Source organism: Hydrogenophaga defluvii, assembly GCF_042665235.1.
In the GTDB taxonomy this organism is placed as follows: domain Bacteria; phylum Pseudomonadota; class Gammaproteobacteria; order Burkholderiales; family Burkholderiaceae_C; genus Hydrogenophaga; species Hydrogenophaga defluvii_A.
The window spans coordinates 30,553-55,138 of sequence record NZ_JBHTBZ010000009.1 but is presented as its reverse complement, the minus strand read 5'-3'; the positions used below and the strand labels follow the sequence as shown (position 1 = coordinate 55,138).

Annotated in this window: 26 protein-coding genes; 18 read left to right on the top strand and 8 right to left on the bottom strand. The window is 66.5% G+C overall.

The window, feature by feature from the left end; all coding sequences use genetic code 11:
• Nucleotide 1: 1 nt before the first annotated feature.
• The gene (locus ACFQU0_RS03555) at nt 2–655 is read right to left on the bottom strand and encodes a DedA family protein (RefSeq protein ID WP_382198743.1); all 654 of its coding nucleotides are present in this window, start codon (nt 653–655) and stop codon (nt 2–4) included.
• Nucleotides 656–688: 33 nt separating this feature from the next.
• The gene (gene gntR / locus ACFQU0_RS03550; protein ID WP_382198742.1) at nt 689–1,714 is read right to left on the bottom strand and encodes an HTH-type transcriptional regulator GntR; all 1,026 of its coding nucleotides are present in this window, start codon (nt 1,712–1,714) and stop codon (nt 689–691) included.
• A 168-nt stretch (nt 1,715–1,882) separates the two neighbouring features.
• Here gntR and ACFQU0_RS03545 point away from each other — a divergent pair, with 168 nt between their 5' ends.
• The 10 genes from ACFQU0_RS03545 to yfiB all read left to right on the top strand — a co-directional run bounded on the left by ACFQU0_RS03545 (nt 1,883) and on the right by yfiB (nt 12,547).
• The gene (locus ACFQU0_RS03545) at nt 1,883–2,407 is read left to right on the top strand and encodes a gluconokinase (RefSeq protein ID WP_382198741.1); all 525 of its coding nucleotides are present in this window, start codon (nt 1,883–1,885) and stop codon (nt 2,405–2,407) included.
• Nucleotides 2,404–2,913 carry a TRAP transporter small permease subunit gene (locus ACFQU0_RS03540; protein WP_382198740.1) on the top strand — a complete coding sequence of 170 codons (510 nt, stop codon included), beginning with the start codon at nt 2,404–2,406 and terminating at the stop codon, nt 2,911–2,913. The genes ACFQU0_RS03545 and ACFQU0_RS03540 overlap by 4 nt, the downstream gene beginning before the upstream one ends.
• Before the next feature lie 2 nt (nt 2,914–2,915).
• Nucleotides 2,916–4,208: a TRAP transporter large permease gene (locus ACFQU0_RS03535; protein ID WP_382198739.1), complete on the top strand. Its 1,293-nt coding sequence runs from the start codon at nt 2,916–2,918 to the stop codon at nt 4,206–4,208.
• A 44-nt stretch (nt 4,209–4,252) separates the two neighbouring features.
• A complete protein-coding gene (locus ACFQU0_RS03530; protein WP_382198738.1) occupies nt 4,253–5,266 on the top strand; it encodes a TRAP transporter substrate-binding protein in 1,014 nt (337 codons plus the stop codon).
• Nucleotides 5,267–5,338: 72 nt separating this feature from the next.
• Nucleotides 5,339–7,246, top strand: coding sequence for a DNA mismatch repair endonuclease MutL (mutL, locus tag ACFQU0_RS03525; RefSeq protein WP_382198737.1), 1,908 nt, complete (start codon nt 5,339–5,341; stop codon nt 7,244–7,246).
• 9 nt (nt 7,247–7,255) lie between these two features.
• On the top strand, nt 7,256–8,599 hold the full coding sequence (chrA, locus tag ACFQU0_RS03520; protein ID WP_382198736.1) for a chromate efflux transporter: 1,344 nt from the start codon (nt 7,256–7,258) through the stop codon (nt 8,597–8,599).
• A gap of 194 nt (nt 8,600–8,793) precedes the next feature.
• Complete coding sequence (gene gdhA, locus ACFQU0_RS03515; protein WP_382198786.1) at nt 8,794–10,137, top strand: NADP-specific glutamate dehydrogenase; 1,344 nt, start codon at nt 8,794–8,796, stop codon at nt 10,135–10,137.
• Nucleotides 10,138–10,320: 183 nt separating this feature from the next.
• Complete coding sequence (yfiR, locus tag ACFQU0_RS03510) at nt 10,321–10,761, top strand: regulatory sequestration protein YfiR (protein WP_382198735.1); 441 nt, start codon at nt 10,321–10,323, stop codon at nt 10,759–10,761.
• Entirely contained in the window at nt 10,758–11,975 is a 1,218-nt protein-coding gene (gene dgcN / locus ACFQU0_RS03505; RefSeq protein ID WP_382198734.1) for a diguanylate cyclase DgcN/YfiN, read from the top strand. Before yfiR ends, dgcN begins: the two co-directional genes overlap by 4 nt.
• A 14-nt stretch (nt 11,976–11,989) precedes the next feature.
• On the top strand, nt 11,990–12,547 hold the full coding sequence (yfiB, locus tag ACFQU0_RS03500) for an outer membrane lipoprotein YfiB (RefSeq protein WP_382198733.1): 558 nt from the start codon (nt 11,990–11,992) through the stop codon (nt 12,545–12,547).
• A gap of 1 nt (nt 12,548) precedes the next feature.
• Here yfiB and ACFQU0_RS03495 read toward each other — a convergent pair whose 3' ends face one another.
• Nucleotides 12,549–12,953, bottom strand: a complete 405-nt coding sequence (locus ACFQU0_RS03495; RefSeq protein WP_382198732.1) for an HIT family protein — start codon at nt 12,951–12,953, stop codon at nt 12,549–12,551.
• A 77-nt stretch (nt 12,954–13,030) separates the two neighbouring features.
• Here ACFQU0_RS03495 and ACFQU0_RS03490 point away from each other — a divergent pair, with 77 nt between their 5' ends.
• The 6 genes from ACFQU0_RS03490 (at nt 13,031) to ACFQU0_RS03465 (ending at nt 18,675) form a co-directional block, all read left to right on the top strand.
• Nucleotides 13,031–13,873, top strand: a complete 843-nt coding sequence (locus tag ACFQU0_RS03490) for an alpha/beta hydrolase (protein ID WP_382198731.1) — start codon at nt 13,031–13,033, stop codon at nt 13,871–13,873.
• A 134-nt stretch (nt 13,874–14,007) separates the two neighbouring features.
• Nucleotides 14,008–15,267, top strand: coding sequence for a multidrug effflux MFS transporter (locus ACFQU0_RS03485; protein ID WP_382198730.1), 1,260 nt, complete (start codon nt 14,008–14,010; stop codon nt 15,265–15,267).
• Entirely contained in the window at nt 15,264–16,211 is a 948-nt protein-coding gene (gene miaA / locus ACFQU0_RS03480; protein WP_382198729.1) for a tRNA (adenosine(37)-N6)-dimethylallyltransferase MiaA, read from the top strand. Before ACFQU0_RS03485 ends, miaA begins: the two co-directional genes overlap by 4 nt.
• On the top strand, nt 16,204–16,863 hold the full coding sequence (locus ACFQU0_RS03475; RefSeq protein WP_382198728.1) for an ABC transporter ATP-binding protein: 660 nt from the start codon (nt 16,204–16,206) through the stop codon (nt 16,861–16,863). Before miaA ends, ACFQU0_RS03475 begins: the two co-directional genes overlap by 8 nt.
• A gap of 7 nt (nt 16,864–16,870) precedes the next feature.
• Nucleotides 16,871–18,049: a lytic murein transglycosylase gene (locus ACFQU0_RS03470; RefSeq protein ID WP_382198727.1), complete on the top strand. Its 1,179-nt coding sequence runs from the start codon at nt 16,871–16,873 to the stop codon at nt 18,047–18,049.
• Between the two features lie 2 nt (nt 18,050–18,051).
• Nucleotides 18,052–18,675: a LysE family translocator gene (locus tag ACFQU0_RS03465; RefSeq protein ID WP_382198726.1), complete on the top strand. Its 624-nt coding sequence runs from the start codon at nt 18,052–18,054 to the stop codon at nt 18,673–18,675.
• Between the two features lie 97 nt (nt 18,676–18,772).
• Here ACFQU0_RS03465 and ACFQU0_RS03460 read toward each other — a convergent pair whose 3' ends face one another.
• Together ACFQU0_RS03460 and ACFQU0_RS03455 are read right to left on the bottom strand one after the other, a co-directional pair.
• Entirely contained in the window at nt 18,773–19,324 is a 552-nt protein-coding gene (locus ACFQU0_RS03460) for a cysteine hydrolase family protein (protein ID WP_382198725.1), read from the bottom strand.
• 256 nt (nt 19,325–19,580) lie between these two features.
• Nucleotides 19,581–19,925: a heavy metal-binding domain-containing protein gene (locus ACFQU0_RS03455; RefSeq protein WP_382198724.1), complete on the bottom strand. Its 345-nt coding sequence runs from the start codon at nt 19,923–19,925 to the stop codon at nt 19,581–19,583.
• A gap of 343 nt (nt 19,926–20,268) precedes the next feature.
• On the opposite strand from ACFQU0_RS03455, the gene ACFQU0_RS03450 reads away from it, so the two are divergent.
• Both ACFQU0_RS03450 and ACFQU0_RS03445 read left to right on the top strand, forming a co-directional pair.
• Nucleotides 20,269–20,619, top strand: a complete 351-nt coding sequence (locus tag ACFQU0_RS03450) for a hypothetical protein (RefSeq protein WP_382198723.1) — start codon at nt 20,269–20,271, stop codon at nt 20,617–20,619.
• A 94-nt stretch (nt 20,620–20,713) separates the two neighbouring features.
• A complete protein-coding gene (locus ACFQU0_RS03445; protein WP_382198722.1) occupies nt 20,714–21,097 on the top strand; it encodes a hypothetical protein in 384 nt (127 codons plus the stop codon).
• 129 nt (nt 21,098–21,226) lie between these two features.
• On the opposite strand, the gene ACFQU0_RS03440 is transcribed toward ACFQU0_RS03445, so the two are convergent.
• From ACFQU0_RS03440 to ACFQU0_RS03430, 3 genes are read right to left on the bottom strand one after another with little or no spacing between them, the layout of a single operon-like run.
• Nucleotides 21,227–21,871: an ABC transporter ATP-binding protein gene (locus ACFQU0_RS03440; RefSeq protein WP_382198721.1), complete on the bottom strand. Its 645-nt coding sequence runs from the start codon at nt 21,869–21,871 to the stop codon at nt 21,227–21,229.
• Entirely contained in the window at nt 21,864–23,405 is a 1,542-nt protein-coding gene (locus ACFQU0_RS03435) for an ABC transporter permease (RefSeq protein ID WP_382198720.1), read from the bottom strand. The genes ACFQU0_RS03440 and ACFQU0_RS03435 overlap by 8 nt, the downstream gene beginning before the upstream one ends.
• The gene (locus tag ACFQU0_RS03430; RefSeq protein ID WP_382198719.1) at nt 23,402–24,403 is read right to left on the bottom strand and encodes a thiamine ABC transporter substrate-binding protein; all 1,002 of its coding nucleotides are present in this window, start codon (nt 24,401–24,403) and stop codon (nt 23,402–23,404) included. The genes ACFQU0_RS03435 and ACFQU0_RS03430 overlap by 4 nt, the downstream gene beginning before the upstream one ends.
• Between the last annotated feature and the right edge of the window lie 183 nt (nt 24,404–24,586).

Sequence of the window (24,586 nt, the reverse complement as noted above, 5' to 3'; positions counted from 1 at the left end):
CTCAGGCGGGAGACTTCGCCTCGGCCCGCGAGGCCCGCCAGGCGCCGAACATCGCAATCAGGCCCGGCACGATGATCATGGCCCAGATGATTTTGCTCAGGTGGGTTTGCACCCAAGGCAGGTTGCCGAACAGGTAGCCGGCGCCGGTCAGGCCCACCACCCAGATGAACGCGCCGACCACGTTGTAGAAGGTGAAGGTGCTGCGTGTCATTTCGGCCACACCGGCCACGAAGGGCACAAAGGTGCGCACAAACGGCATGAAGCGCGCCAGGATGACGGTGATACCGCCGTATTTTTCGTAGAAATTGTGCGCGCGGTCAAAGGCCTTGCGGTTGAAAAAACGCGAGTCCTCCCACTGAAACACCTTGGGGCCGAAATAGCGGCCAATCGAGTAGTTGAGCTGGTCGCCCAAGATGGCGGCCACCACCAGCAGCGCCATGGCCAGCGGCAGGCTCATGAAACCGGCGCCACACAGCGCGCCCACCACAAACAGCAGCGAGTCGCCCGGCAGAAAGGGCATGACCACCACACCGGTTTCCACAAAGATGATGAGAAACAGCAGGGCGTACACCCAGGCGCCATAGGCCTGGACAAACGCCTCCAGGTGGGCGTCCACGTGCAGGATGAAATCGATCAGCGTCGCAATGAGGTCCATGGGCACGGATTATCGACGCGGCGCGACAGCCCTTCAGGTGCTGCCGCGCACCCGCAGTTCAAAGCCCAGATCGCGCGAACTGGGCTGCGGGCTTTCCCCCCGCATGAGGGCGAGCAGCATCTGCGCGCTGGCCTCGCCCACCGCCTTGCGGGGCGTGTGCACGGTGGTCAGCGGCGGCAACATCTGGTCGCTGCCGGCCAGGTCGTTGAAACCGGCCACCGCCACCTGCTGCGGCACCGCCACACCCAGCCGCAACGCCGCCAGCAAGCCACCCTGTGCGAGGTCGTCGTTGTTGAAAAAGATGGCATCGCAATCGGGGTGGGCGCGCATCAATTCGGCGAACAGCTCACCGCCCAGCCGCATGCTGGAGGGTTCGGGCACCAGGCGTTCGAGCTTGGGGTCGTACAGGCCGTGTTCACGCAGGCAGCGCCGATAGCCTTCGGCACGCTGGAGGGTGCGCGGGTCGAGCTGGGCAGCGGCAAACGCGATGCGCCGGCGCCCGCGCGCCACCAAATGGGCGGTGATGGCGTGGCCGGCATCCTGCTGCGAGAAGCCCACGCAGTACACATCCGGTGCTGGCGATAGCTCCATCAGGTGGACACAAGGCACGCCGCTGGCCGCCACCATCTGGCGTGCCGCGTCGGTGCGATCAAAGCCGGTGAGCAGCAGGCCGGCCGGCCGCTGCGCCAGGTAGGTGCGAAGCAGTTGCTCCTCCTCGTCAGGGCGGTAGTGCGTGACGCCGATCAGCGGCTGAAAACCCTGCGGCTGCAGTGTCCGGTGCACGGCGTCCAGCACGTCCACAAACAACGCGTTGGACAGCAGGGGCACCAGCACCGGCACCAGGCTGCTGCGCTGCGACGCCAGGGCGCGGGCTGCCGGGTCGGGCACGTAGCCCAGTTGCTGCGCCGCCCGCTGCACCCGTGCCACCAGATCGGGGGCCACGCTGCGTTCGCCACGCAGGGCACGCGATGCGGTGATCGGGCTGACCGCCGCCAGTCGGGCCACCTCGTTGAGCGTGATGCGACCGCTTGAGCGGCGCTTGGGTTCGGCACGTTCCAAGGGTTTACCCTTTGTTAATGTGGAAAGATTGCTGCTAGGATAGCGCTGTCCAACGGCTTGAACAAGCCGTCAACACACAATTTTTCGTCAAGGCCCTCATTCAAGAAGCCTTGGTCTGCTTCCTTCACGGAAGCTCTTTTTTAAACGCATTGGATAGCGCTGTCCCACATGAATGAGTCGCCTGTATCGGTGTTTCTGGTGGTCATGGGCGTGGCCGGCTGTGGCAAGTCCAGCCTGGGGGCTGCCCTGGCGCAGGCCTGCGGCGTGCCCCTGATCGAGGGCGACGACCACCACAGCGGCACCAGCCGCGAAAAGATGCGCCTGGGTGTGGCCCTGACCGACGCTGACCGCGCCGGCTGGCTGCGCACCCTGGCCGAGCTGCTGCAGGCCCACCAACAGGGTGCGGTGCTCACCTGCTCGGCTCTCAAACGCGCCTACCGCGACCAGCTGCGCGCCGCCTGCCCAGGCCTGCGTTTTGTGTTTCTCGACATCGACCGCGAGGAGGCCGGCCAGCGTGTGGCGGCCCGTGCCGGCACCCACTTTTTTTCCAGCGCACTGGTGGACAGCCAGTTCGCCACGCTGGAGCCGCCCGTGGGCGAGCCGGGCGTGTTGCGGTTGGACGCACGCCTGCCCCTGAACCAGCTGTGTGCCCAGACCGTGGCCTGGTTGCCGCACAAGGAGCTTGCACCATGAACCACCCCAACCCTGAGCAGCGGGAGCACCCGATGGTGCGCTGGGCCAGCAGCGCCATGGCCGTGTGCCTGGCTGTGATGGCCACCGCCGTGTTCGTCAACGTGGTGCTGCGCTACGGCTTTGGCAGTGGTGTGGCCGCCAGCGAGGAACTCTCGCGGCTGCTGTTTGTGTGGATGGTGTTCATTGGCGCCACGCTGGCCTACCCCGGCGGCGAGCACATGGCCTTCACCAGCCTGGCCGGCCTGCTGGCGGGGCGCCCGCTGGCCTTTGCCGCCGTCACAGCACTGATCCGACTGCTGGTCATTGCCGCCTGCGCCATGCTGGCCTGGGGCGCTTGGCAACAGGTGATCGTGGGCCTGGGCAGCCAGTCGGTGGTGATGGGGTACTCGGCCGCGCTGCTGCCGCTGCCGGCCCTGCTGTGTTCGGTGGCCATCGGTGTGATGGCTTTGTGGGAGTTGATTCAGCGCAAGCCGCTGGACCTGGGCCATGGCGCCGACGTGGAGTGATGATGAGCGCTGAAGCACAGGCCTTTGTGGTTTTTTCGGTGGGCATGCTGGTGCTCATGGGCACCGGCATGAACATGGCCCTGGCCCTGGTGTTGACCGGCGCCGGTATGGCTTGGGTGCTGGACTTCTGGGACACCCAGCTGCTGGCCCAGAACCTGGTGTCCGGCGTGGACAGCTTTCCCTTGCTTGCAGTGCCATTTTTCATCCTGGCCGGCGAGCTGATGAACGCAGGCGGCATCAGCCGCCGCATCATCGACATGGCCCAGGCGTGGGTGGGTCATGTGCGTGGCGGCCTGGGCTACGTGGCCATTGGCGCTGCGGTGTTGATGGCCAGCATGAGCGGCTCGGCACTGGCCGACACGGCGGCTCTGGCCACCATTCTGCTGCCCATGATGCGCCAGCAGGGCTACCCCATGAACACCTCGGCCGGCCTGATCGCCTCGGGCGGCATCATCGCGCCCATCATCCCGCCGTCCATGCCCTTCGTGATCTACGGCGTCACCACCAACACCTCCATCTCGGCGCTGTTTATTTCGGGCATCGTGCCCGGTCTGCTGATGGGTGCGGGGCTGATCTTTGCGTGGCGCTGGGTGCTGCGTGGGCTGAACCTGCCCCAAGGCGAGCCCTTGCCGCTGCGCGAACGCCTGCGTGTCACCGCACGCGCTTTCTGGGCATTGCTCATGCCCCTGATCATCATCGGCGGCATGAAATCCGGCGTGTTCACGCCCACCGAAGCCGCCGTGGTGGCCGCCTTCTACGCGCTGTTTGTGGCCCTGTTCGTGCACCGCGAGATGAAGTTCAGCGCGGTGCATGGCGTGCTGGTGCGCGCCGCCAAAACCACCTCCATCGTCATGTTCCTGTGCGCCGGTGCCCAGGTGGCCAGCTACATGATCACCTTGGCCGATCTGCCCAATCTGCTCACGGGCTGGCTCGGCCCCATGGTGGAGAACCCCCGCCTGCTGATGGCCGTGATGATGCTGGTGCTGGTGCTGATCGGCACGGCGTTGGACCTCACGCCCACCATCCTCATCTTCGCCCCGGTGATGTTGCCCATCGCCGTCAAGGCCGGCATCGACCCCGTGTATTTCGGCCTGATGTTCGTGCTCAACGGCGCCATTGGCCTGATCACGCCGCCCGTGGGCACGGTGCTCAACGTGGTGGCGGGTGTGGGACGCATCTCGTTGCCCAGCGTCATCCGTGGCGTCAACCCCTTCCTCATCACCTACGTGGCCATCCTCGTGCTGCTGGTGGTGTTTCCGCAGATCGTCATCGAGCCGGTGCGCTGGATGCGATGAACTGAACCCGTTTTTCACCCGACCTCAACCCCAAGGAGACTTCCATGACAACCTTCCGCCGCACCGTGCTGGCCGCCGTGTCCGCCGCCGCCCTGGTGGCGTCTTTCGGCGCCATCGCACAAGACATCAAGCCGCGCATCATCCGTTTTGGCTACGGCCTCAACGAGGTGTCCAACCAAGGCCGTGCGGTCAAGCTGTTTGCCGAAGAGGTGGAAAAAGCCTCGGGCGGCAAGATGAAGGTGCGCGCTGTCGGCGCCGCCGCCCTGGGTTCAGACGCGCAGATGCAGCAGGCCTTGATCGGCGGCGCGCAGGAAATGATGGTGGGCTCCACCGCCACGCTGGTGGGCATCACCAAAGAAATGGCGATCTGGGACACGCCTTTCCTGTTCAACAACGCCAAGGAAGCCGATGTGGTGCTCGACGGCCCCGTGGGCCAGAAAGTGATGGACAAGCTGCAGGAAAAAGGCTTGGTGGGCCTGGTGTACTGGGAAAACGGTTTCCGCAACCTGACCAACAACAAACGCGCGGTGAACAAGCTGGAAGACCTCGACAGCATCAAGCTGCGCGTCATGCCCAACCCGGTGTTCCTGGAAAGCTTCAAAACCCTGGGCGCCAATGCCGTGCCGCTGTCCTTCTCGGAGCTGTTCACCGCGCTGGAAACCAAAGCCGTGGATGGCCAGGAGAACCCGTACAACACCATCCTCTCCAGCAAGTTCTACGAGGTGCAGAAGTACCTGACCGTGACCAACCACGTCTACAGCCCGTGGATCGTGCTGGTCAGCAAGAAGTACTGGGACGGCCTGAGCAAGACCGAACAAAAGGTGCTGCTGGACGCCGCCATCAAGAGCCGCGACTTTGAGCGCAAGGACACCCGCGAAGAAGCCGCCAAGGCCCTGGCCGAACTCAAGGCCAAAGGCATGCAGGTCAACGAGCTGACGCCCACCGAAACCAACCGCATGCGCGAGAAGCTCAGCGCCATCAACGCCAGCATCGCCGCCAACGTGGGCGAAGCCCTGTGGAAAGAGACACAGGCGGCTGTGGCACAGGCACGCAAGTAAACACCTGGTCGGTTGGGCCAACCACCTGCCGGCCCCTGGGCCGGCTTTTTTGTGGCCGCCTAAAATTCCGGCGTGAACGCACCCGAATCCGCGCCCCGGCACGCCCAACGCCGCACCATTCTTGAACTCCCCGACGAGCTGATCAGCCAGATTGCCGCTGGCGAGGTGGTGGAGCGCCCCGCCTCGGTGGTGCGTGAGTTGGTGGACAACGCCCTGGACGCGGGCGCGCACCACGTCACCGTGCGGCTGCTGGCCGGCGGGGTGCGGCTGATTGCGGTGGAGGACGACGGCCAGGGCATCCCACGCAACGAGCTGCCGGTGGCGCTCAAGCGCCATGCCACCAGCAAGATCCGCTCGCTCGACGAGCTCGAATCGGTGGGCACCATGGGTTTTCGCGGCGAGGCGCTGGCGGCCATCGCCTCGGTGGCCGAGCTCAGCCTGCTCTCGCGCACACCGCCTGGCGACAGCGCCGACGCCGAACACGCCTGGCTGCTCAACGCCCGCACCGGCGAACTCAGCCCCGCGCCGCGCGGCGTGGGCACCAGCGTGGAGGTGCGCGAGCTGTTCTACGCCACGCCCGCGCGGCGCAAATTCCTCAAAACCGATGCCACCGAGCTGGCCCATTGTGTGGAAGCCGTGCGCCGCCACGCCCTGGCCCGGCCCGACGTGGGTTTTGCCATATGGCACGAAGGCAAACTGGTGGAGCAGTGGCGCGCTGCGCCGCCCGGCGCCAGCCCCGAAGACAGCATGGCGCAACGCCTGGGCGATGTGCTGGGCCGCGAGTTCCTCGACAACAGCCTACCGGTGGCCTGGCGCAGCAGCAGCGACCACCCCCACCCCATACGCGTGTGGGGCCGCGTGGGTCTGCCCGACTTTGCGCGCGCACGCGCCGACCAACAGTTTGCCTACGTGAACGGCCGTTTTGTTCGCGACAAGGTGGTGAGCCACGCCGCCCGCGCCGCCTTTGAAGACGTGCTGCACGGCCAGCGCCAGCCGGTGTACGCCCTGTTCATGGAGATCGACCCGCGCCGCGTGGATGTGAACGTGCACCCCACCAAAATCGAGGTACGCTTTCGCGACAGCCGCGAGGTGCACCAGGCGGTACGCCACGCGGTGGAAGACACACTGGCCGCGTCCCGTGCAGGCCAGCCGGTGGCGGCCACCCCAACAGCGGTGCCGGTGGTGAACCTGGTGTCGCCTGCCTGGCAGAGCCCGCTGCCGCTGTCCGAACGGCCCGCGCCCAGCCCGTTTCTGTACCGCCCCACCACCCCACCCGAGGTGGGCCACCGTGTGCACGACCTGGGCGCCTTGTGGTCGGTGGCATCCCCCATGCCAACACCCGAACCGCCTGCGCCTGTGCCGGCCGCCGAAGCACCGCCCACCGACACCTGGCCGCTGGGCCGCGCCATCGCACAACTGCACGGCGTCTACATCCTGGCCGAAAACGCCCAGGGCCTGGTGGTGGTGGACATGCACGCCGCCCACGAGCGCATCGTCTACGAGCGCCTCAAACAGCAGCTTGATGCCGGCCCAGAAGCTGCGCTGGCCAGCCAGCCTCTGTTGATCCCGGCCACCTTCGCTGCCACCCCGGCCGAGGTGGCCACGGCAGAAGCCAGTGCCGAGGGCTTGTTGCAGCTGGGGCTGGAAATCACGCCGTTTTCGCCCCAGACGCTGGCGGTGCGCGCCGTGCCCGCCACGCTGGCGCAAGGCGACGCGGTGGCGCTGGCGCGCAGTGTGTTGGCCGAACTGGGCCAGCATGAAGCCAGCACCGTGGTGCAACGCGCCCGCAACGAGTTGCTGGCCACCATGGCCTGCCATGGCGCCGTGCGCGCCAACCGCCGGCTCACGCTGGAGGAAATGAACGCCTTGCTGCGCCAAATGGAAACCACGGAACGCGCCGACCAATGCAACCACGGCCGGCCCACCTGGCGCCAGCTGTCCATGCGCGAGCTCGACGGCCTCTTTCTGCGCGGGCGCTGAGCCAATGCGATGAGCACACCGCATCCCACCGAACGCCCCGCTTCCGTGGGCTTTGCCGAGGCCCTGCGCTTCTGGCTCAAGCTGGGTTTCATCAGCTTTGGCGGCCCGGCCGGGCAGATCGCCATCATGCACGCCGAACTGGTCGAGCGCCGCCGCTGGATCAGTGAAAAGCGCTTTCTGCACGCACTCAACTACTGCATGCTGCTGCCCGGCCCCGAGGCCCAGCAGTTGGCCACCTACATCGGCTGGCTGATGCACCGCAGTTGGGGCGGCATCGTGGCCGGCGGGTTGTTCGTGCTGCCTTCTCTGTTCATCTTGATCGCCTTGTCTTGGGTGTACCTGGCGTTTGGCAACGTGCCGGTGGTGGCTGGCCTGTTCTACGGCATCAAGCCGGCCGTGACGGCACTGGTGTTGCACGCGGCCCACCGCATCGGCACCCGTGCGCTCAAGAATGGCTGGATGTGGGGCATTGCGGCGGCCTCGTTCGTTGCCATCTTCGCTTTCGACACGCCCTTTCCCGCCATCGTGGCGGTAGCCGCGCTGATCGGCTGGCTGGGCTCGCGCCACGCGCCCGCGGTGTTTGCGCTGGGCGGTGGCCACAGCGGCGCACACCAGGGCTATGGCCCGGCCCTCATCGACGACAACACGCCCACGCCCGCCCACGCGCGCTTCTCGCGCGCCCACCTGCTCAAGGTGCTGGCCGTCGGTGCCGGCCTGTGGCTGGCCGTGATGGGCGCACTGCTGGCCTGGCAGGGCTGGGACGCCACACTCACACAGATGGGCTGGTTCTTCACCAAGGCCGCTTTGCTGACCTTTGGCGGCGCCTACGCGGTGCTGCCTTACGTGTACCAGGGCGCGGTCGAAACCTTCCAGTGGCTCAGCGGCACACAAATGATCGATGGACTGGCGCTGGGCGAAACCACGCCCGGGCCGCTCATCATGGTGGTGGCCTTCGTGGGTTTTGTGGGTGGCTGGCAGCAGGCCGTGTTGGGGCAGGACGCGCTGTTCCTGGGTGCGTCGCTCGCCGCCACGCTCGTCACCTTCTTCACCTTCCTGCCGTCCTTCGTTTTCATCCTGGCCGGTGGACCGCTGGTGGAAACCACCCACGGCAAGCTGGGCTTCACCGCGCCGCTGTCGGCCATCACCGCCGCCGTGGTGGGCGTCATCCTGAATCTGGCGCTGTTCTTCGCCTACCACGTGTGGTGGCCACAAGGCTGGGACGGGCGCTTCGACGCCGCCTCGGCCCTGATCACCGTGGCCGCCACCGTGGCGCTTTTCCGGTTCAAAACCGGCGTTTTTTCGCTGCTCGGTGCCTGCGCGGCCATTGGGCTGGGCATCACCTTGCTGCGCTGATGAAGGAGAACCTCATGACCACACCCGCCATGACGCCCGCCATGCAACTCGCACTGGAAGCCCGAGCAGAACGGCGCCGATGCAGCAGATCACACCATTCGCACCATTAAAGTGCAAAACATTGCCAATTTCCTCATTTCGGTTGACGAAATGCACGTTTCGCATAATGTCATGCACTTTTATGGAGCATGACTTTGAAATACGCATCGGTTCACCAGTTTCTTGAGCATGTCGCGCAGCACAACCCCGGCCAGCCCGAATTTCACCAGGCCGTGGGCGAAGTGATGGAGAGCCTCTGGCCCTTCATCCAGCGCCACCCCAAATACGCGGAGCAAGGCCTGCTGGACCGCCTGGTCGAGCCCGAGCGCATCGTCATGTTCCGCATCTCCTGGGTCAACGACCACGGGGACGTGCAAGTCAACCGCGGCTACCGCATCCAGCACAGCTCGGCCATCGGCCCTTACAAGGGCGGCATGCGCTTCCACCCGTCGGTCAACCTGTCCATCCTCAAGTTCCTGGCCTTCGAGCAGACCTTCAAAAACGCCTTGACCACCCTGCCCATGGGCGGCGGCAAGGGCGGCTCCGACTTCGACCCCAAAGGCAAAAGCCCCGGCGAGGTGATGCGTTTCTGCCAGGCACTGGTGAGCGAACTGTTCCGCCACGTGGGCTCTGACACCGACGTGCCGGCCGGCGACATCGGCGTGGGCGGACGCGAGGTGGGCTACATGGCCGGCATGATGAAAAAGCTCAGCAACCGGGCCGACTGCGTGTTCACCGGCAAGGGCCTGAGCTTCGGCGGCTCGCTGATCCGCCCCGAGGCCACCGGCTACGGCACGGTGTACTTCGCGCAGGAGATGCTGAAACAGAAAGGCATGTCGTTTGATGGCCTGCGCGTGAGCGTGTCGGGCTCGGGCAACGTGGCCCAGTACGCGGTGGAAAAGGCCATGGCGCTGGGCGCCAAGGTGGTCACCGTGTCCGACTCCAGCGGCACGGTCATCGACGAAGCCGGCTTCACGCCCGAAAAACTGGCCGAGCTGATGGACGTTAAAAACCACCTGTACGGCCGCGTGAGCGACTACGCCGCCCGCACCAAAACCCATTTTGAAGCCGGCATGCGCCCCTGGGCCGTGCCAGTGGACGTGGCCCTGCCCTGCGCCACCCAGAACGAGCTGGACGCACAAGACGCCCGCACCCTGCTGGCCAACGGTGTGAAGTGTGTGGCCGAGGGCGCCAACATGCCCACCACGCTGGACGCCGTGCGCGTGTTTGAGGATGCCGGCGTGTTGTACGCCCCCGGCAAAGCCAGCAACGCCGGTGGCGTGGCCACTTCGGGCCTGGAGATGAGCCAGAACGCCATGCGCCTGAGCTGGCCGCGCGAGGAAGTGGACCAACGCCTGCACGGCATCATGGTCGGCATCCACCAGGCTTGCTTGCAACACGGCCGCCGCGCAGACGGCTCGGTCAGCTACGTGGACGGCGCCAACATCGCCGGATTCGTGAAGGTGGCCGATGCCATGCTGGCGCAAGGCGTGATCTGAAGCCCGGGCGGCATGGCCGCCCTATCCCTCGCCACAGGACGTCGTTACACTGTTCACAAGATGACGCGAAATCGACGGGTGGGATCCAGGAAAACGCGCTGGGCGTGGCTCACAGGGCTTTGGCTGGTGTGGGCAGCCGGTGCGGCCTGGGGCCAAGTAGGCTCGCTCCCACCGGCCGTTGGGGTGTCCACCACAGTGGTTGGCATCCTCAGCTACGTGCGCTGGCCTGCCGAGGTGACCGACGTGAACCTCTGTGTCGTCGGGCCATCGGACCACACCGACGAGCTGCTGCGCGTGCAGTCCACTGAAATCGCACCGCAGCGGCGGCTGCGCATCAGCCGCCAGTCGGTCGACGCCGAATTGGTGCCGACCAGTTGTCAGGTTGTCTACCTCGGCACACTTGACGATGTCGCTTGGCAATCCCTGTTGCGTCGCCTCGGCCCGCGCCCCATCGTCACAATGGGTGAACGCAGAGAACAGTGCCTGGCTGGCGGCATGTTCTGCCTCGACGTACAGCCGAATTCGATCGCGTTTGAAGTCAATCTCGACTCGCTGGCCCGGGGTGGGGTCCGGGTGCATCCCAACGTGCTGCAATTGGCCCGGCGCAAGGCGCGAACGCCATGAACCCCACGCCACGCCAAGCCGAACCGTCCATGCCGAGTTTGCGAGCCGAACTGCGGCGGGCGCACCTGACGCTGATCGTGGTGTCGGTGGTGCTGGCCGGCGGCCTGCTGACAGCGCTGGCCTGGGGCGCCTTGCGCACACACGCCATGCACAACCTCCAGCTGCTCAGCCGCACCGTGGGCTACACGGTGGAAGCGGCCTTGGTTTTCAACGACAAGGAGGCGGCGACCGAAGCACTCAATACCGTGCTGCGCGACGAAAGCGTGGCCGAGGTGCGCTTGTTCGATGCCTCGGGACAGCCCTTCGCCCACTGGCGCGCACAGGCCGGTGGCCTGTGGTCGGAAGCGGCCCAGGCCTTGTGGCCCACCCCCATTGAAATGACTCTGGAGCGCGACGGCAAGGTGCTGGGGCGACTCTTCCTGCGTGGCGACGGCTCCGAGCTGCTGCGCTTTCTGCTGACGGTGGTGGCTGTGGTGTTGGGGTGTTTGGCGGCCACGGCCTGGCTGGCCCTTCGTCTGGGCCAGCGCATGATGGGGCACATCGTTGGCCCACTGCAGGCCATGGTCGAAGTGGCGCACGCGGTGCGACACGATCGCGCCATGCACCGCCGCGTGCCAGCAGCCGGCGTGGCGGAACTGCAGGCCTTTGGCAACGACTTCAATGCCCTTCTCGATGAACTGGCACTGCGAGAAGCCGCACTCGAACAGGAAAACGCCCACCTGGCCCACCGCGCCGAGCACGACGCACTGACCAAACTGCCCAACCGGGCCGCCTTCGACCACGCACTGGAGGCTGCTGTGGCGCAAGCCCATGTCACTCAAGGCCAGTTGGCGGTGTTGTTTGTGGACTGCGACCGATTCAAGCAAATCAACGACACCCGAGGCCACGCGGCAGGCGACGCCGTGCTGCGCGAGGTGGCACAACGCCTTCGCGCACAAGTGCGAGACAACGACACCGTGGCCCGGTTGGGGGGCGACGAATTTGCGGTACTGATCGCACCCGTGCGCGACTTCGCACGGGTGCACGGCATCGTGACCGCACTGGAGCACGCTATGTTGCTACCCATTGCGGCGCCCGAAGGCCCACCTTTGCAGATGGCCCTGTCAATTGGCGTGGCGCTGTACCCGGAGCACGGTACCAACGCCAGCGCATTGCTGCACAAAGCCGACAACGAGATGTACCGCGTGAAGCGACAGCGCGCGCAGGTCGCCTGACCCAGGAGGATTTCATGTCAATACAAGGTTTGCCCAAGCGCCCCAATCCACCCACGCCGCGGCGCCTTTTTGTGGCCGCCAGTGGTGCCTGCTGTCTGGCGCTGTTGGGATGTCAATCCGCACCCCAACCCAAGTCTGCGACAGCGCCCAAATCGCCATCCCGTCTGAAAGACGAACAACTTCAGGTGTTGCGCCAAGCGGGTTTTCGCGAGACGGACGACGGCTGGGAGTTGGGGCTGAGCGTGAAGATCCTGTTCGACGTCAACAACGCACGTGTGAACGAAAGCTCGCGCGAGGCCATCGTCAAGCTCGGGCGGCAGTTGCGGGCAGTCCAGATCCTGAAACTGCGGGTGGACGGGCACACCGACAATTCGGGCACGCGGGCTCATAACGAACAGTTGTCCCTGCGCCGAGCCGAGGCGGTGGGCGACGCCTTGACTTTGGCGGGCTACGCCGCCACCGAGCTTCAACTCAGGGGGCTGGGTGCCCAGTTTCCCGTGGCGGACAACAGCACCCCCGAAGGCCGGGCCGACAACCGCCGCGTGGCGATTGTCGTGCCAGCCCTGCCGTGATTCACAGCACGATGCGGGCGGCCAGCGCTTGCAACTCGGCCAGCGGCGGGTCTTTGCGCGGCCACACGAGCTCGGCCCCGTCGTTGGCATAACGCGGCAGCACGTGCACATGCACGTGGGGCACGGTCTGCCAGCCGGCGGGTTTGTTGGTTTGCAGCAGGGTCATGCCCTCGGGCTGGAAGGTGGCCTGCACCACCTTGGCCACGCGGGTGGCAACGGCAAACAGGTGGGCGGCTTCGGCCTCGGCCAGTTCCATCACGGTTTCCACCTGGCGTTTGGTGGCCACCAGCACGTGGCCGGGGTTGACCTGGCCGGCGTCCATGAAAGCAATCACCTGCTCGTCCTCGAACACGATGGCGGCCGGGATTTCGCGGCGGACGATGCGGGTGAAGACACTGTCGGTCATGATGTGCAGACGGTAAATGCGGACATGGCGGCCATTCTGCCCTGAACTTTTCGCGCGCCTGCTGCTCGGACCACCCCATGAAACGCCTGCTTTTTGTGTTGATCACCGCTGTGGGCTTGCTGGCCGGCTGCGCCACGCTGGACGAAAAACAGCGCCAGTGGATCTTCCAGCCGTCTGACCGCAGTTGGTCGCGCGGTGCCGAGGCAGCTGCCGGCATGAGCGATGTGTGGATCGATTTCGAATCCCGCGAGACCGGTCAGCCGGTCAAACTGCACGGCCTGTGGGCGCCGCATGCCGACTTTGAGCGCAGCGCCGACGCGCCCATCCTCCTCTACCTGCACGGCGCACGCTGGAACGTGACCGGCTCGGCCTTTCGCATGCAACGCATGCAGGAGCTGGGTTTTTCGGTGCTCGGCATCGACTACCGGGGTTTCGGCAAAAGCACAGCCGACCTGCCCTCGGAGGCCATGGCCTACGAAGACGCCCGCGCCGCGTGGGACTGGCTGGGCCAAACCTATCCCGGCCGGCCGCGCTACATCTTCGGCCACTCGCTGGGTGGCGCCATCGCCATCGATCTGGCCGCGCAGGTGGGCGACGAGGCCGGCACCTTGGTGGAAGGCACCTTCACCTCCATCCCCGACGTGGTCAGCAACTTCAAATGGGGCTGGCTGCCGGTGTCACCGTTGATCACCCAGCGGTTTGAGGCGGTTCAACGCGTGCCCGCCATCGGCTCGCCCTTGCTGGTGGTGCACGGCAGCAACGACCGGCTCATCCCGCCCGCACTCGGGCAGCGCCTGTTTGATGCCGCCACCGGCAAAAAAGCCTTTGTGCTGGTGGAAGGCGGCTCGCACCACAACACCAACTCGGTGGGGCAGGCTCAGTACCGGGTGGCGATTGCGGAGTTGTTTGGCCTGCGTTGAAAGCCCTCACGCGCGGAAGACCGTTTCGCCGCCGGGCCGCCCCAAGGCAAAACAGCCCCCTTGGGGGGCAGCGACCCGCGCAGCGGTGGAGTGTGGGGGCTTTGGTTGCGTCCGCATCTGCTACCCTCAGCCGGATGCCTTCTTCGTCGAATTCCAACGCCATGTCGCCAGCACTGGTGGTGCTGGTGCTCACCTTGATGTTGGGTCTACAGCCCATCACCACCGACCTGTACCTGCCCGCCCTGCCCGCCCTCACCCAGGGTTTTGGCGCGCCCATGTCGCAGGCCCAACTCACACTCACCGCGCTGCTGCTGGCGTTTGGCCTGTCGCAACTGGTGTGGGGCCCGCTGTCCGACCGCTTTGGCCGCCGCCCGGTGCTGCTGGCAGGCATGCTGGCCTATGTGCTCGCCTCCATCGGCTGCACCGTGGCCACCAGCATGGAGCAACTCATCGTCTGGCGCACCGTACAAGGCGCGGCCATGGGCGCGGGCGTGATGTGTGCGCGCGCCATCGTGCGCGACCTCTACACCCCGGCCGAAGGCGCGCGCGCCATGTCCAAGGGCTTGTCGGGCCTGGGGGTGATCGCCTTTCTCAGCCCACCGCTGGGCGGGTTGTTGTCCGACGCTTTCGGCTGGCGCATGGCGCTGCTGGCGCTGGCCCTGTTTGGCGCGGTGGCGTTGGTGCTCATCGTCTGGCGCTTTGAGGAAACCGTGCCGGCCCGCAACCCAAACGCACTTCAACCCGGTAACCTGCTGCGCACCTGGGCGCACATCCTGCGCAGCCCCACGTTCTGGGCCTACGCCTTGCTCACAGCCGCATCCTACGGCGGGCTGTTCACCTTTCTGGCCGCGTCGTCGTTTGTCTTCATCCAGGTGCTGGGGCTGAGCAAAACCGCCTACGGGCTGGTGATGAGCACGGTGTCGCTGTCCTACATCGCCGGCACCTTCGTCTGCCGCCGCCTGTTGCCCCGCCTGGGCGTGCGCCGCACCGTGCGGCTGGCGGCAGCCCTCACGCTCACGGGTGGCACGCTGGTGGGCGTGCTGCCGCTGCTGGGCATACAAAGCGTGTGGGCCATCGTGCTGCCCTTCTACCTGTTCATGATCGCGCACGGCGTGCACCAGCCCTGTGGCCAGAGCGGTGCCGTGGGGCCCTTCCCGCAGGCCGCAGGCGCGGCTTCGGCGCTGAGCGGTTTTCTCATCACCGTGGTGGCCTTTGCCATGGGCGGCTGGTTGGGCCAAAACATGCAAATGGGCGCCGGGGGTTCGGTGCTGCCGCTGACGAATGGCATCTGGTTCTGGGCCGCTGCCATTGCCCTGGCCGCCTGGACGCTGGTGTGGCGCTTTGGCGAACCACAAACGCCGCCCCAGCGCGTGGCAGAGGCTGCTGCACCATGAGCACCCGCTGGCTGGCCCTGACCGGCCCCACCGCCAGCGGCAAAACCGCCGCCGCACTCGCCATCGCCCAGCGCTGGCCGGTGGAAATCATCAGCGTCGATTCGGCCCTGGTCTACCGGGGCATGGACATTGGCACCGCCAAGCCCAGCGCCGCCGAGCTGGCCGCCGTGCCGCACCACCTGATCGACATCCGCGATCCGCTGGACGCCTACAGCGCGGCCGAATTTGTGCGCGACGCCACCCGGCTGCGCGACGACATCACCGCGCGTGGCCGCGTGCCGCTGCTGGTGGGCGGCACCATGCTCTACCTCAAGGCCCTGCTCGACGGCATCGACGACATGCCGCCCGCGCAGCCTGACGTGCGCGCCGCCATTGAAGCCGAGGCCCAGGCCCAGGGCTGGCCGGCCCTGCACGCCCAACTGGCCCAGGTGGACCCCGCCACCGCCGCCCGCCTGGCGCCCAACGATTCACAGCGCATCTCGCGCGCACTGGAGGTATTCCGCGTCAGCGGCCAGCCCATCTCGGCCCTGCAACAAGGTGCGCGCAAGGGCGCCTGGCCACTGCCGGCCGGGGCCTTGCTGTCGTTGGAGCCCACCGACCGCGCCTGGTTGCACGCCCGTATCGCGCAGCGTTTCGACGCCATGCTGGCGGCCGGATTTCTGGACGAAGTGAAGGTGCTGCGCGCGCGCGGCGACCTGCACCCCGACCTGCCCAGCATGCGATGCGTGGGCTACCGCCAGGCCTGGGAAGCGCTGGACGCAGGCGCGCCCGCCGCGCTGCAGCAGCTGCGCGAACAAGGCATCGCCGCCACCCGCCAGTTGGCCAAGCGCCAGATCACCTGGCTGCGCAGCATGCCGCAGCGCACACCCATTGCCTGCGAAGCGCCCGACGCGCTGGCGCAGGTGTTGCAACACGCCGCCCGGCACCTGGACGCCCATGGCTGAGGCCGTTGTTGAGGTTGAAGGCCTGGCCAAACGCTACGGCGCCAGCACCGTGTTCGAAGGTGTCAGCCTGCGCGTGAAACCCGGCGAGAGCGTGGCCATCGTGGGCGAATCGGGCGTGGGCAAATCCACCCTGCTCAACTGCCTGGCCGGCCTCGACACCTGGGACGCCGGTGAGGTGCGCCTCTGTGGCCACCCCTTGAGCGCCCTGGACGACAACGCCCGTGCCCTGCTGCGGCGCGACCGCGTGGGCTTCGTCTTCCAGGCCTTCCACGTGTTGCCCCACCTGGACGTGGCTCAGAACGTGGCCCTGCCCCTGCTGCTGCAACAGCGCCCCGACGACACCCGCGTGGCCGAGGTGCTGTGCGCCGTGGGGCTGGGCGATCTGGGCGCGCGCCTGCCGCAACAACTCTCGGGCGGGCAACTGCAGCGCGTGGCCATCGCCCGCGCGCTGGTGCACCGGCCCGCCCTCATCCTGGCCGACGAGCCCACCGGCAACCTCGACCCCCACACCGCCGAGCAGGTGCTGAGCCTGCTGCTGGCGCAGACCCAACAACACGGCGCCGCCCTGGTGTTGGTCACGCATTCCGACCACGCGGCGGCGCGCACCCAACGCTTGCTGCGCCTGAGCGCCAACGGCATCACCGAACATTGAATCGACCATGCGCACCCTGCTGATCTCCGCCCTCGTCCTGACCACGTCCACCGCCTGGGCCCAGTCGGCCGAAGGCTTTCAGAGCTGCCTCTCCAACCTGCGCGCACCGGCCCGCGCTGCCGGCGTGAGCGACGCTACCTTCGCCCGGCACACCCAAAACCTGTCGCCCGACATGAGCGTGATCGAAAAACTGGACAACCAGCCCGAATTCCGCACCCCCATCTGGGACTACATGGCCGGCCTGGTGGACGAGGAACGTGTGGAGCAAGGCCGCGCCTTGCTGGCCCAGCACCGCGAGACGCTGGCCAAGGTGGAGGCCCGCTTTGGCGTGGACCCGGCCACGGTGGTGGCGGTCTGGGGTGTGGAGAGCAACTTCGGCCAGAGCTTCGGCAGCTACCCGCTGACGCAGGCGCTGGGCACGCTGTCGTGTTTTGGCCGGCGCCAGGCCTACTTTCGCGGCGAGTTCTACGCCACGCTGCGCATCCTGCAGGCGGGCGACATCGCGCCCGAGCGCCTGGTGGGATCCTGGGCCGGGGCCTTCGGCCACACGCAGTTCATGCCCAGCACCTTCGAGCGCCTGGCGGTGGACTTTGACGGCGACGGCAAACGCGACCTGATGGACAGCACCACCGACGCGCTGGCCTCCACCGCGAACTTTCTGCAAAAAGCCGGCTGGAAAAGCGAGCAAGCCTGGGGATACGAGGTGAAGCTGCCGCCCGGCTTCAGCACCGCCGGCGAAGGCCGCCGCACCAAACGCCCCATGAGCGAGTGGGCCGCGCGTGGCCTGCGACTGGTGGACGGCAGCCCCCTGCCCGCCAGCGGCAGCGCCGGCCTCATGGCGCTGGCCGGGCCAACCGGCCCGGCCTTCCTCGTCACCCGCAACTTCGACGCCCTGTACAGCTACAACGCCGCCGAAAGCTACGGCCTGGCCATCGCCCACCTGTCTGACCGCCTGCGCGGCGGCGCGCCCTTCGCCACGCCCTGGCCCACCGACGACCCCGGCCTCTCGCGCGCCGAACGCCGCGAGCTGCAAGGCCTGCTGCTCATGCGCGGCCACGACATTGGCGCCATCGACGGCATGTTGGGCGACAAAAGCCGTGCCGCCATCCGCGCCGAACAAACCCGCCTGGGTTTTGAGGCCACCGGCCGCGCCGGGCAGAAACTCCTGAAGGCATTGCGAGGCTGAACATGCTGACGCTGGACACCGCCCTGGCCTTCTTCGGCGTCTCGGTGCTGCTGGGCCTGAGCCCAGGCCCCGACAACGTGTTTGTGCTCATGCAATCCGCCACCCACGGGCGGCGCGCCGGCTGGCTGGTGACACTGGGCCTGTGCACCGGCCTGCTGGGCCACACCGCCGCCGTGGCCCTGGGCCTGGCCGCCGTGCTGGCGGCCTCGCCCATCGCCTTCACCGTGCTCAAACTGGCGGGCGCGGCCTACCTCATTTACCTGGCTTGGGGCGCGTGGCATGCACCGGTCAGCGCCTTGAGTGCCGAAGCCACGGCCGGCAGCGGCTGGCGCATGTACACACGCGGTGTGGTCATGAACCTCACCAACCCCAAGGTCGGCATCTTCTTCCTCGCCTTCCTACCCCAGTTCGTCCAACCCGAGGCCGGCGCGGTGACACAACAGGTGGTGCAACTCGGCGCGCTGTTTGTGCTGGCCACGCTGCTGGTGTTTGGTGGCTTCGCCTGGTTTGCCGCACTGATTGGCGGCTGGCTGCGCCGCTCGCCCAGCGCTCAGCGCGTGCTCAACCGCGCGGCAGCCGTGGTGTTTGTGGGGCAGGCGGCGCGGCTGGTGTGGGTGCAGCGCTGAATCAAGCGCCCCCCGCGCCGCCTTCGGCGTCACCCCCCAGGGGGCGATGCCAGCCGACTGGCAGAGCCAGATCGGCGGCATCCCCGGCTGGGATACCTTAGGCGACCAGAACCCAGTTGGCCAGCAGGTCGTCGCAGTTGATCGCCCGAACGCGCGGGCCAAAGCTGGAGATGTTGGTCAACGTCGCGTTGTGGTGCGCAATCACCTGCTGCGGCGTCAGCGCCACGTTGCCGGCCGAGGTGTGGGCGTCGGCCACCAGCGTGACGGGGTAGCCCAGCGCCAGCGCGCGGCGCGTGGTGGTGTCCACGCAGAACTCGGTGTGCATGCCACACACGATGAGCTCGCTCACGCCACGGGCCGACAACAGCGCCTGCAAATCGGTGCGCAAAAAACTGTCGGGCGTGGTCTTGCGCACACGCAGGTCATCGGGCTCGGCCAACAGGCCATCGGCCAGCTGCCATGCGCGGCTGCCGTGCGCCAGGTAGCCGCCTTGCCCTTCGTGCTGGATGAACACCACCGGCACCCCGCTGGCACGCGCGTGCGCGGCCACGCGGTTGATGCGGGCGATGACGTTGGCACAGTCCCGTGCCGCGCCCTCGCCTTCGCACAGGCCTTGCTGGACGTCGATGATGAGCAGGGCGCGGGTCATGGATTCGTTTTCGGAGTTGGTGAGGGGACACGGTAGTCAACGCCAGCAGCCGCGCGCGTAGCGCGGCGGCGCCTGATCGCCGCCAGCGCGTCCTCAGCGGGTACGGTGCGCCCGGCCACCACATCTGACAAGCCCGCCGCAGCGTCATGCAGAAGCACATGGTGAACTGCCGCCGCCGCATCACTTTCTGGCGATCGCGCAGGCATTGCGGCAACGACCATCCCCAAGCCTTCACCGGCGCCGGGGGTGCGCTCGGTCACAGCTTCACCGCCGTGCCGCTGACGGCCACCATCATCATGCCGTTGGTCTCGCCCAGCACCTCGTAGTCGAAGTCGATGCCGATCACGCCGTTGGCGCCCAACTCCTTGGCGGCCTCGATCAGCCCTTCGACCGCCGCATCGCGCGCACCCGACAGCGCCCGCTCATAGCCCCCGGCCCGCCCGCCCACCACGTCGCGCACCGACGCGAACATGTCGCGGAAGATGTTGGCGCCAATCACCGCCTCGCCATTGACCACGCCCAGGTACTGGCCGCGCGTGATGCCCTCGGGTGTGGTGGTGGACAGGAAAAAGTCTTTGTCGCTCTTGGAAAACCAGCCCATGTGAGTCCTCTCTGATGTGTGCACCGCCAGGCGGGTGCGGCACCATTGTGCCGCGTGGGTCACCCACCAAAAGGTGGCCGTCGAGAAATTGCACGACGAACGCACCGGCTCCACCGATTCGCAGGCTATAGTTTCGCCAGAGCAAACGTGCCGAGTTTGATGAAATTTTTTTAATTTGCTTTCGGACAGTGTGCCGCACACACGTCCAAGCAGGAAGCCATTTTCAAGAGGAAGTCGCGACCAGAATATCCCGTACGGTCCGTTTTATCCTGCCGGGTCTGCAGGAGACAATACATTTGGCTTGTTAGCCGAGCTTGCACTCGCTTGAAGCTGAGGAGAACTAGTGATTTATCTGATTGCTGTTGTTATGGGCTACTTCACCGCCACAAATGGCATGGTTGAGCGCCGTGCCAGAACATTCATTGGCATGGGGTATACCAATCCAACCTACGCAAAGATGTCTGCTCTTGGAGGCTTGGGTGGGTGGTTCTGCATACTTCCTGCTGCCTATTTCGTTGGTTCCGACTATGGCAATGGGTTCTTGCAAGGGTTACTCTTTTGCGCCGCAGCCTTGGGGGGTGCAGTTCTGGCAGGTCTTGTTAAATTTCCGGGCCTAAGCTATCTCATTGGCGCCTTTACATTGCCGGTTAACATCGCGCTTGTCGCCCTCGTCTACCTTATTACTCGAGCATAGGCTCAGAGAGAGACAAGGCTAATAATTCATTCAAGCCGACGCGGCTTCGCTGCACGGCTTAATTCAGGCGTTCGCCACCAATGGGGAGATCAATGTGATCCGACTCTTTAATTTCGCTCTGCTCGCCCTTCTCGCCGGCTGCGTCTCCACTGAGATGAAGGGCTACATGGGCAAGGACATCCGCGAGGTGGTGCTGGTAAATGGCCCGCCGATCAACGAACTCGACATGGGTGGCGGCGTGCGCGCATTTCAGTTCAAGTGGGGCGGAGGAACAATCGTAGTGCCACAAACCAGCCGCACGACCGGGCAAGTGAACACCTACGGAAACACGGCTGTCGTAAACGCCACCACAACCACCACTGGCGGCCAAGTCATCCACAACGAGGGCTGCACAATTTCTTACCTCACAAAGTGGAGCGAGGAACGTCAAGGGTGGGTCATCTTCGATTACCGCTACCCAAAACAGCTCGTGTGTTGAGCAGGTTGGGGCTGAAAATTTGTCTAAGCCAACGCCGCTTCGCGGCGCGGCGTAACACAGGTACTAACAAAATAGGTTTATTGTTTGCCGATCGACTGCTGCTGTCCGACAGTCAATCCGTCACCCGCCCTACCAAAGCCCCTCCAACCGCCCTTCCCGCAAGCGCCACGCCTGCTGCGCCATCGCCCGTGCTTCGGCCTCGTCGTGGGTCACCAACAGGCAAGCCATGCCGGTTTCGGCAATTCGCCTGGAAAACTCGTCACGCAACTGCTGCCGCAAATCAGCGTCGAGCGCGCTGAAGGGTTCGTCCAGCAGCAGGGCGCGGGGGCGGGTGATGAGGGCGCGGGCCAGGGCCACGCGCTGTTGTTCACCGCCCGAAAGCGTCCACACTTTTTGCCGGGCTTGTGCGGCCAGGCCGAAGCGCTGCAGCAGGGCCTCGGCGGCGGCGCGGGCCTGGGCCTTGGGTTGCCGCTGTTCGATGAGGCCGAAGGCGACGTTGTCGCGCACGTCGAGGTGGGGAAACAGCGCGAAGTCTTGGAACATGAGGGCGAAGCCGCGCCGTTCGGGTGGCACAGCGGCGAGGTCTTGCCCGGCCCACAACACGCGGCCAGCCTCGGGTGTTTGCAGGCCGGCCACGATTTTGAGCAGGGTGCTTTTGCCACTGCCGGAGGCGCCGAGCAAGGCCACGGTTTGGCCGGGGGCCACGCGCAGGCTCACGCCTTGGGCCAGGGGGCGGCCGTCGTAGTGCTGGGTGATGTGGTCGAGTTCAAGCATGGGGGTCTTCGCGCTGCTCCAGGCAGACAAACACCAGCAGCGCCAGCGCCATGAGGCCGCAGGCCAGCACCAGGGCGGCGTCGAGGTTGGCCGCGCCGGGGCGGCCCAGGCGTTGGTAGATGAGGGTGGTGAGGGTGGTCCACTCGGGCCTGGAGAGGAACAGCGACACCGCAAATTCGCCCAGCATGGTGGCGGCCGCAAAGGCCATGCCCCGGCGCAGCGCGGGCGCCACCAGCGGCAGGGTCACGCGCCACCAGGCGCGCGCGGGCGTGGCGCCCAGCGAACGTGCGGCCTGTTGCAGGTGGGCAGGTTGTTGGTCGAGCGCGCCGATGAGGGCCTGCGCCACGAAGGGGTAGGCCAGCAGCGCGTAGGCGGCCACCAGCAGCGCCAGGCTGGCCGTCCATTGTGGGTAGAGCAGCAACAGGCCAAAGGCCACCGTGACGGGCGACACCACCAGCGGCACATACACAGCGCCGCGCCACCACAGGGCATGGCGCAGCGTGAAGGCATGCAACAGGCCCAGCGTGGTGGCCAGCACCAAGGCCGCGCCGCTGAAGCGCAAGGTGTTGCCCAGCGCCGCCAGGGTGTCGGGCTCAGCCCACACAGCCCAAGCGCCCCACCCTGCCGCACCCGCCTTGGCCCACAAAGCCAACAAGGGCGCACCACACACCACGGCCAACAGGCCCAGGGCAGCGGCCACGGCCGCGCGCAAGGCGGCACCGCGCAGGGGCAGGCGTGGCACGCGGTCAGCGCGTTCGGGCGCGGCCAGGTGGCGCGACACGGTCACGTACACCAGCGCCACGGCCGACATGCCACCCAACGTCCACAGTGCCAGGGTGCCGGCCTGCGCCAGTTGCAGCTCGTGAGCCACCAGGGTGTAGATCTCCACCTCCACCGTGGCGTAACGTTGGCCGCCCAACACCAGGGCCAGGCCAAAACCAGCAAAGCAGTAGAGGAACACCAGGCACAGCGCGGCGCCCACGGCAGACACGATGGCGGGCCACTCGATGCGCCAGAAAGCGCGCCAGGGCGTGGCACCCAGGGTGCGTGCAGCCGCCAGGCGTTGGGCGCTCACGCGCTCCAGCGCTTCCACCGCCGTGCGCACCAGCACACAGAGGTTGAAGAACAGGTTGCCGTAGAGCAGCAGCCAGGGTGTCTCTTCCAAGTCCACGCCCATCTGCCCGGCCCAGCCGCGTGGCCCCAGCAGGGCCAACACGCCCAGGGCCGCCACCAGGGTGGGCACCACAAAGGGCAGCATCAGCACGCGCAACACCCAGCGCCGGCCAGCAAACTCCACCCGCGCCAACACCCACGCCACGGGTAGGCCCAGCACCAGCACCAACGCGCAAGTGGCGGTGGCTTGCAGCACCGACCAGCCCATGCGCCAGCGCAAGTGGTCGTCTTGCCACCAGGCCCAGTCGACCCAAGCGGTGGCGCCGCCTTCAATCAACAAACGCGCCAGCGGGGCCAGCAGCAAGCCCACCAGAAAGGTGGCTGGCAACAGCCAGAGCCAGCGTGCCGGGGTGACTTTCACTTGAGGACGGTGCGCGTCCAGCGCGTGACCCATTGCCCGCTGTTCGCGGCCAGCGTTTCTGCAGATGGGTTGTCCACCGCCGCTGGCGTGGGCACACTGGCCAACGCGGCCACGGGCGCCGCGCCCTTGTCGGCCGGCAGCATCCACATTTCGGTCTGCAGCGCCTGCTGCACGGCCGGGCTGCGCAGAAACTCGATGAACTGACCGGCGGCGGCGCGTTGCCCACCACCGCGCACCAGGGCCACGCCCTCCACCTGGCGGAACACCCCCCCCTTGAGCAGCAGATTGAGTGTGGGTGGCTCGGTGATTTTTTCTTTGCTGAAGAACACCTCGGCCGCCGGGCTGCTGGCGTAGCTCACCACCAGCGGGCGGCTGCCGCCGTTGCGGCTGAATTCGGTGTAGTAGGCCTCGCTCCAGCCTTTGACCACCTTGAGGCCATTGGCGCGCATTTGCACCCACCAGGCGAAAGCCGCTTCTTCGCCCATGCCACCCACCGTGGCCAGCAAAAACGCCAAGCCGGGGCTGGATGTGGCGGGGTTGGGCACCACCAGCTTGCCAGCCCACTCGGGGCGGGTCAGGTCCAACAGGTTGGTGGGGGCGCTGCGTTTTTCGCGCGCCAGCCAAGCCTTGTCGGCATTGAGGTTGACGAAGCCGTAGGTGACGGGCACCACGCCCGCGCCCACCTCGGCCACCGAAGGCCGGCGCGCGGCCGGGCCGTCGTAGGTGTCGAGCACATTTGCGGCGCGGGCCTTGTGCCACAAGGCGTTGTCGATGCCAAACACCACATCGGCAATCGGCTTGGCGCGCGTGAGGATGAGCTTGTTGAGCATCTCGCCCGCATCGCCGCCCTTGATGAGTTGCAGGCGCACGGCGGCCACGCGCTCAAATTCGCCCAGCAGCGGCTTGGGCAGGTTGAAGGAGCTGTGGGTGAGCACGCGCAGCTCGGGCGTGGCGGCGCGCACCGGCGGTGTGCAGGCCAGCGCGGCCAGGGTGGCCATGGAAAACGTTCGGCGTGGAATCAAACCCATCCCCTTGGACACGGACAACAGCACATGGGCAATGGGCGTGGGCGCAACACGCGCTGAGCAACACGGCGCCGTCACACTCCCTACGCTGGCACAACCCAGATCAGGTAGAGGGGTAGCACTTGAGGCGCTGCACGCACGCGGCATCCCATGAGC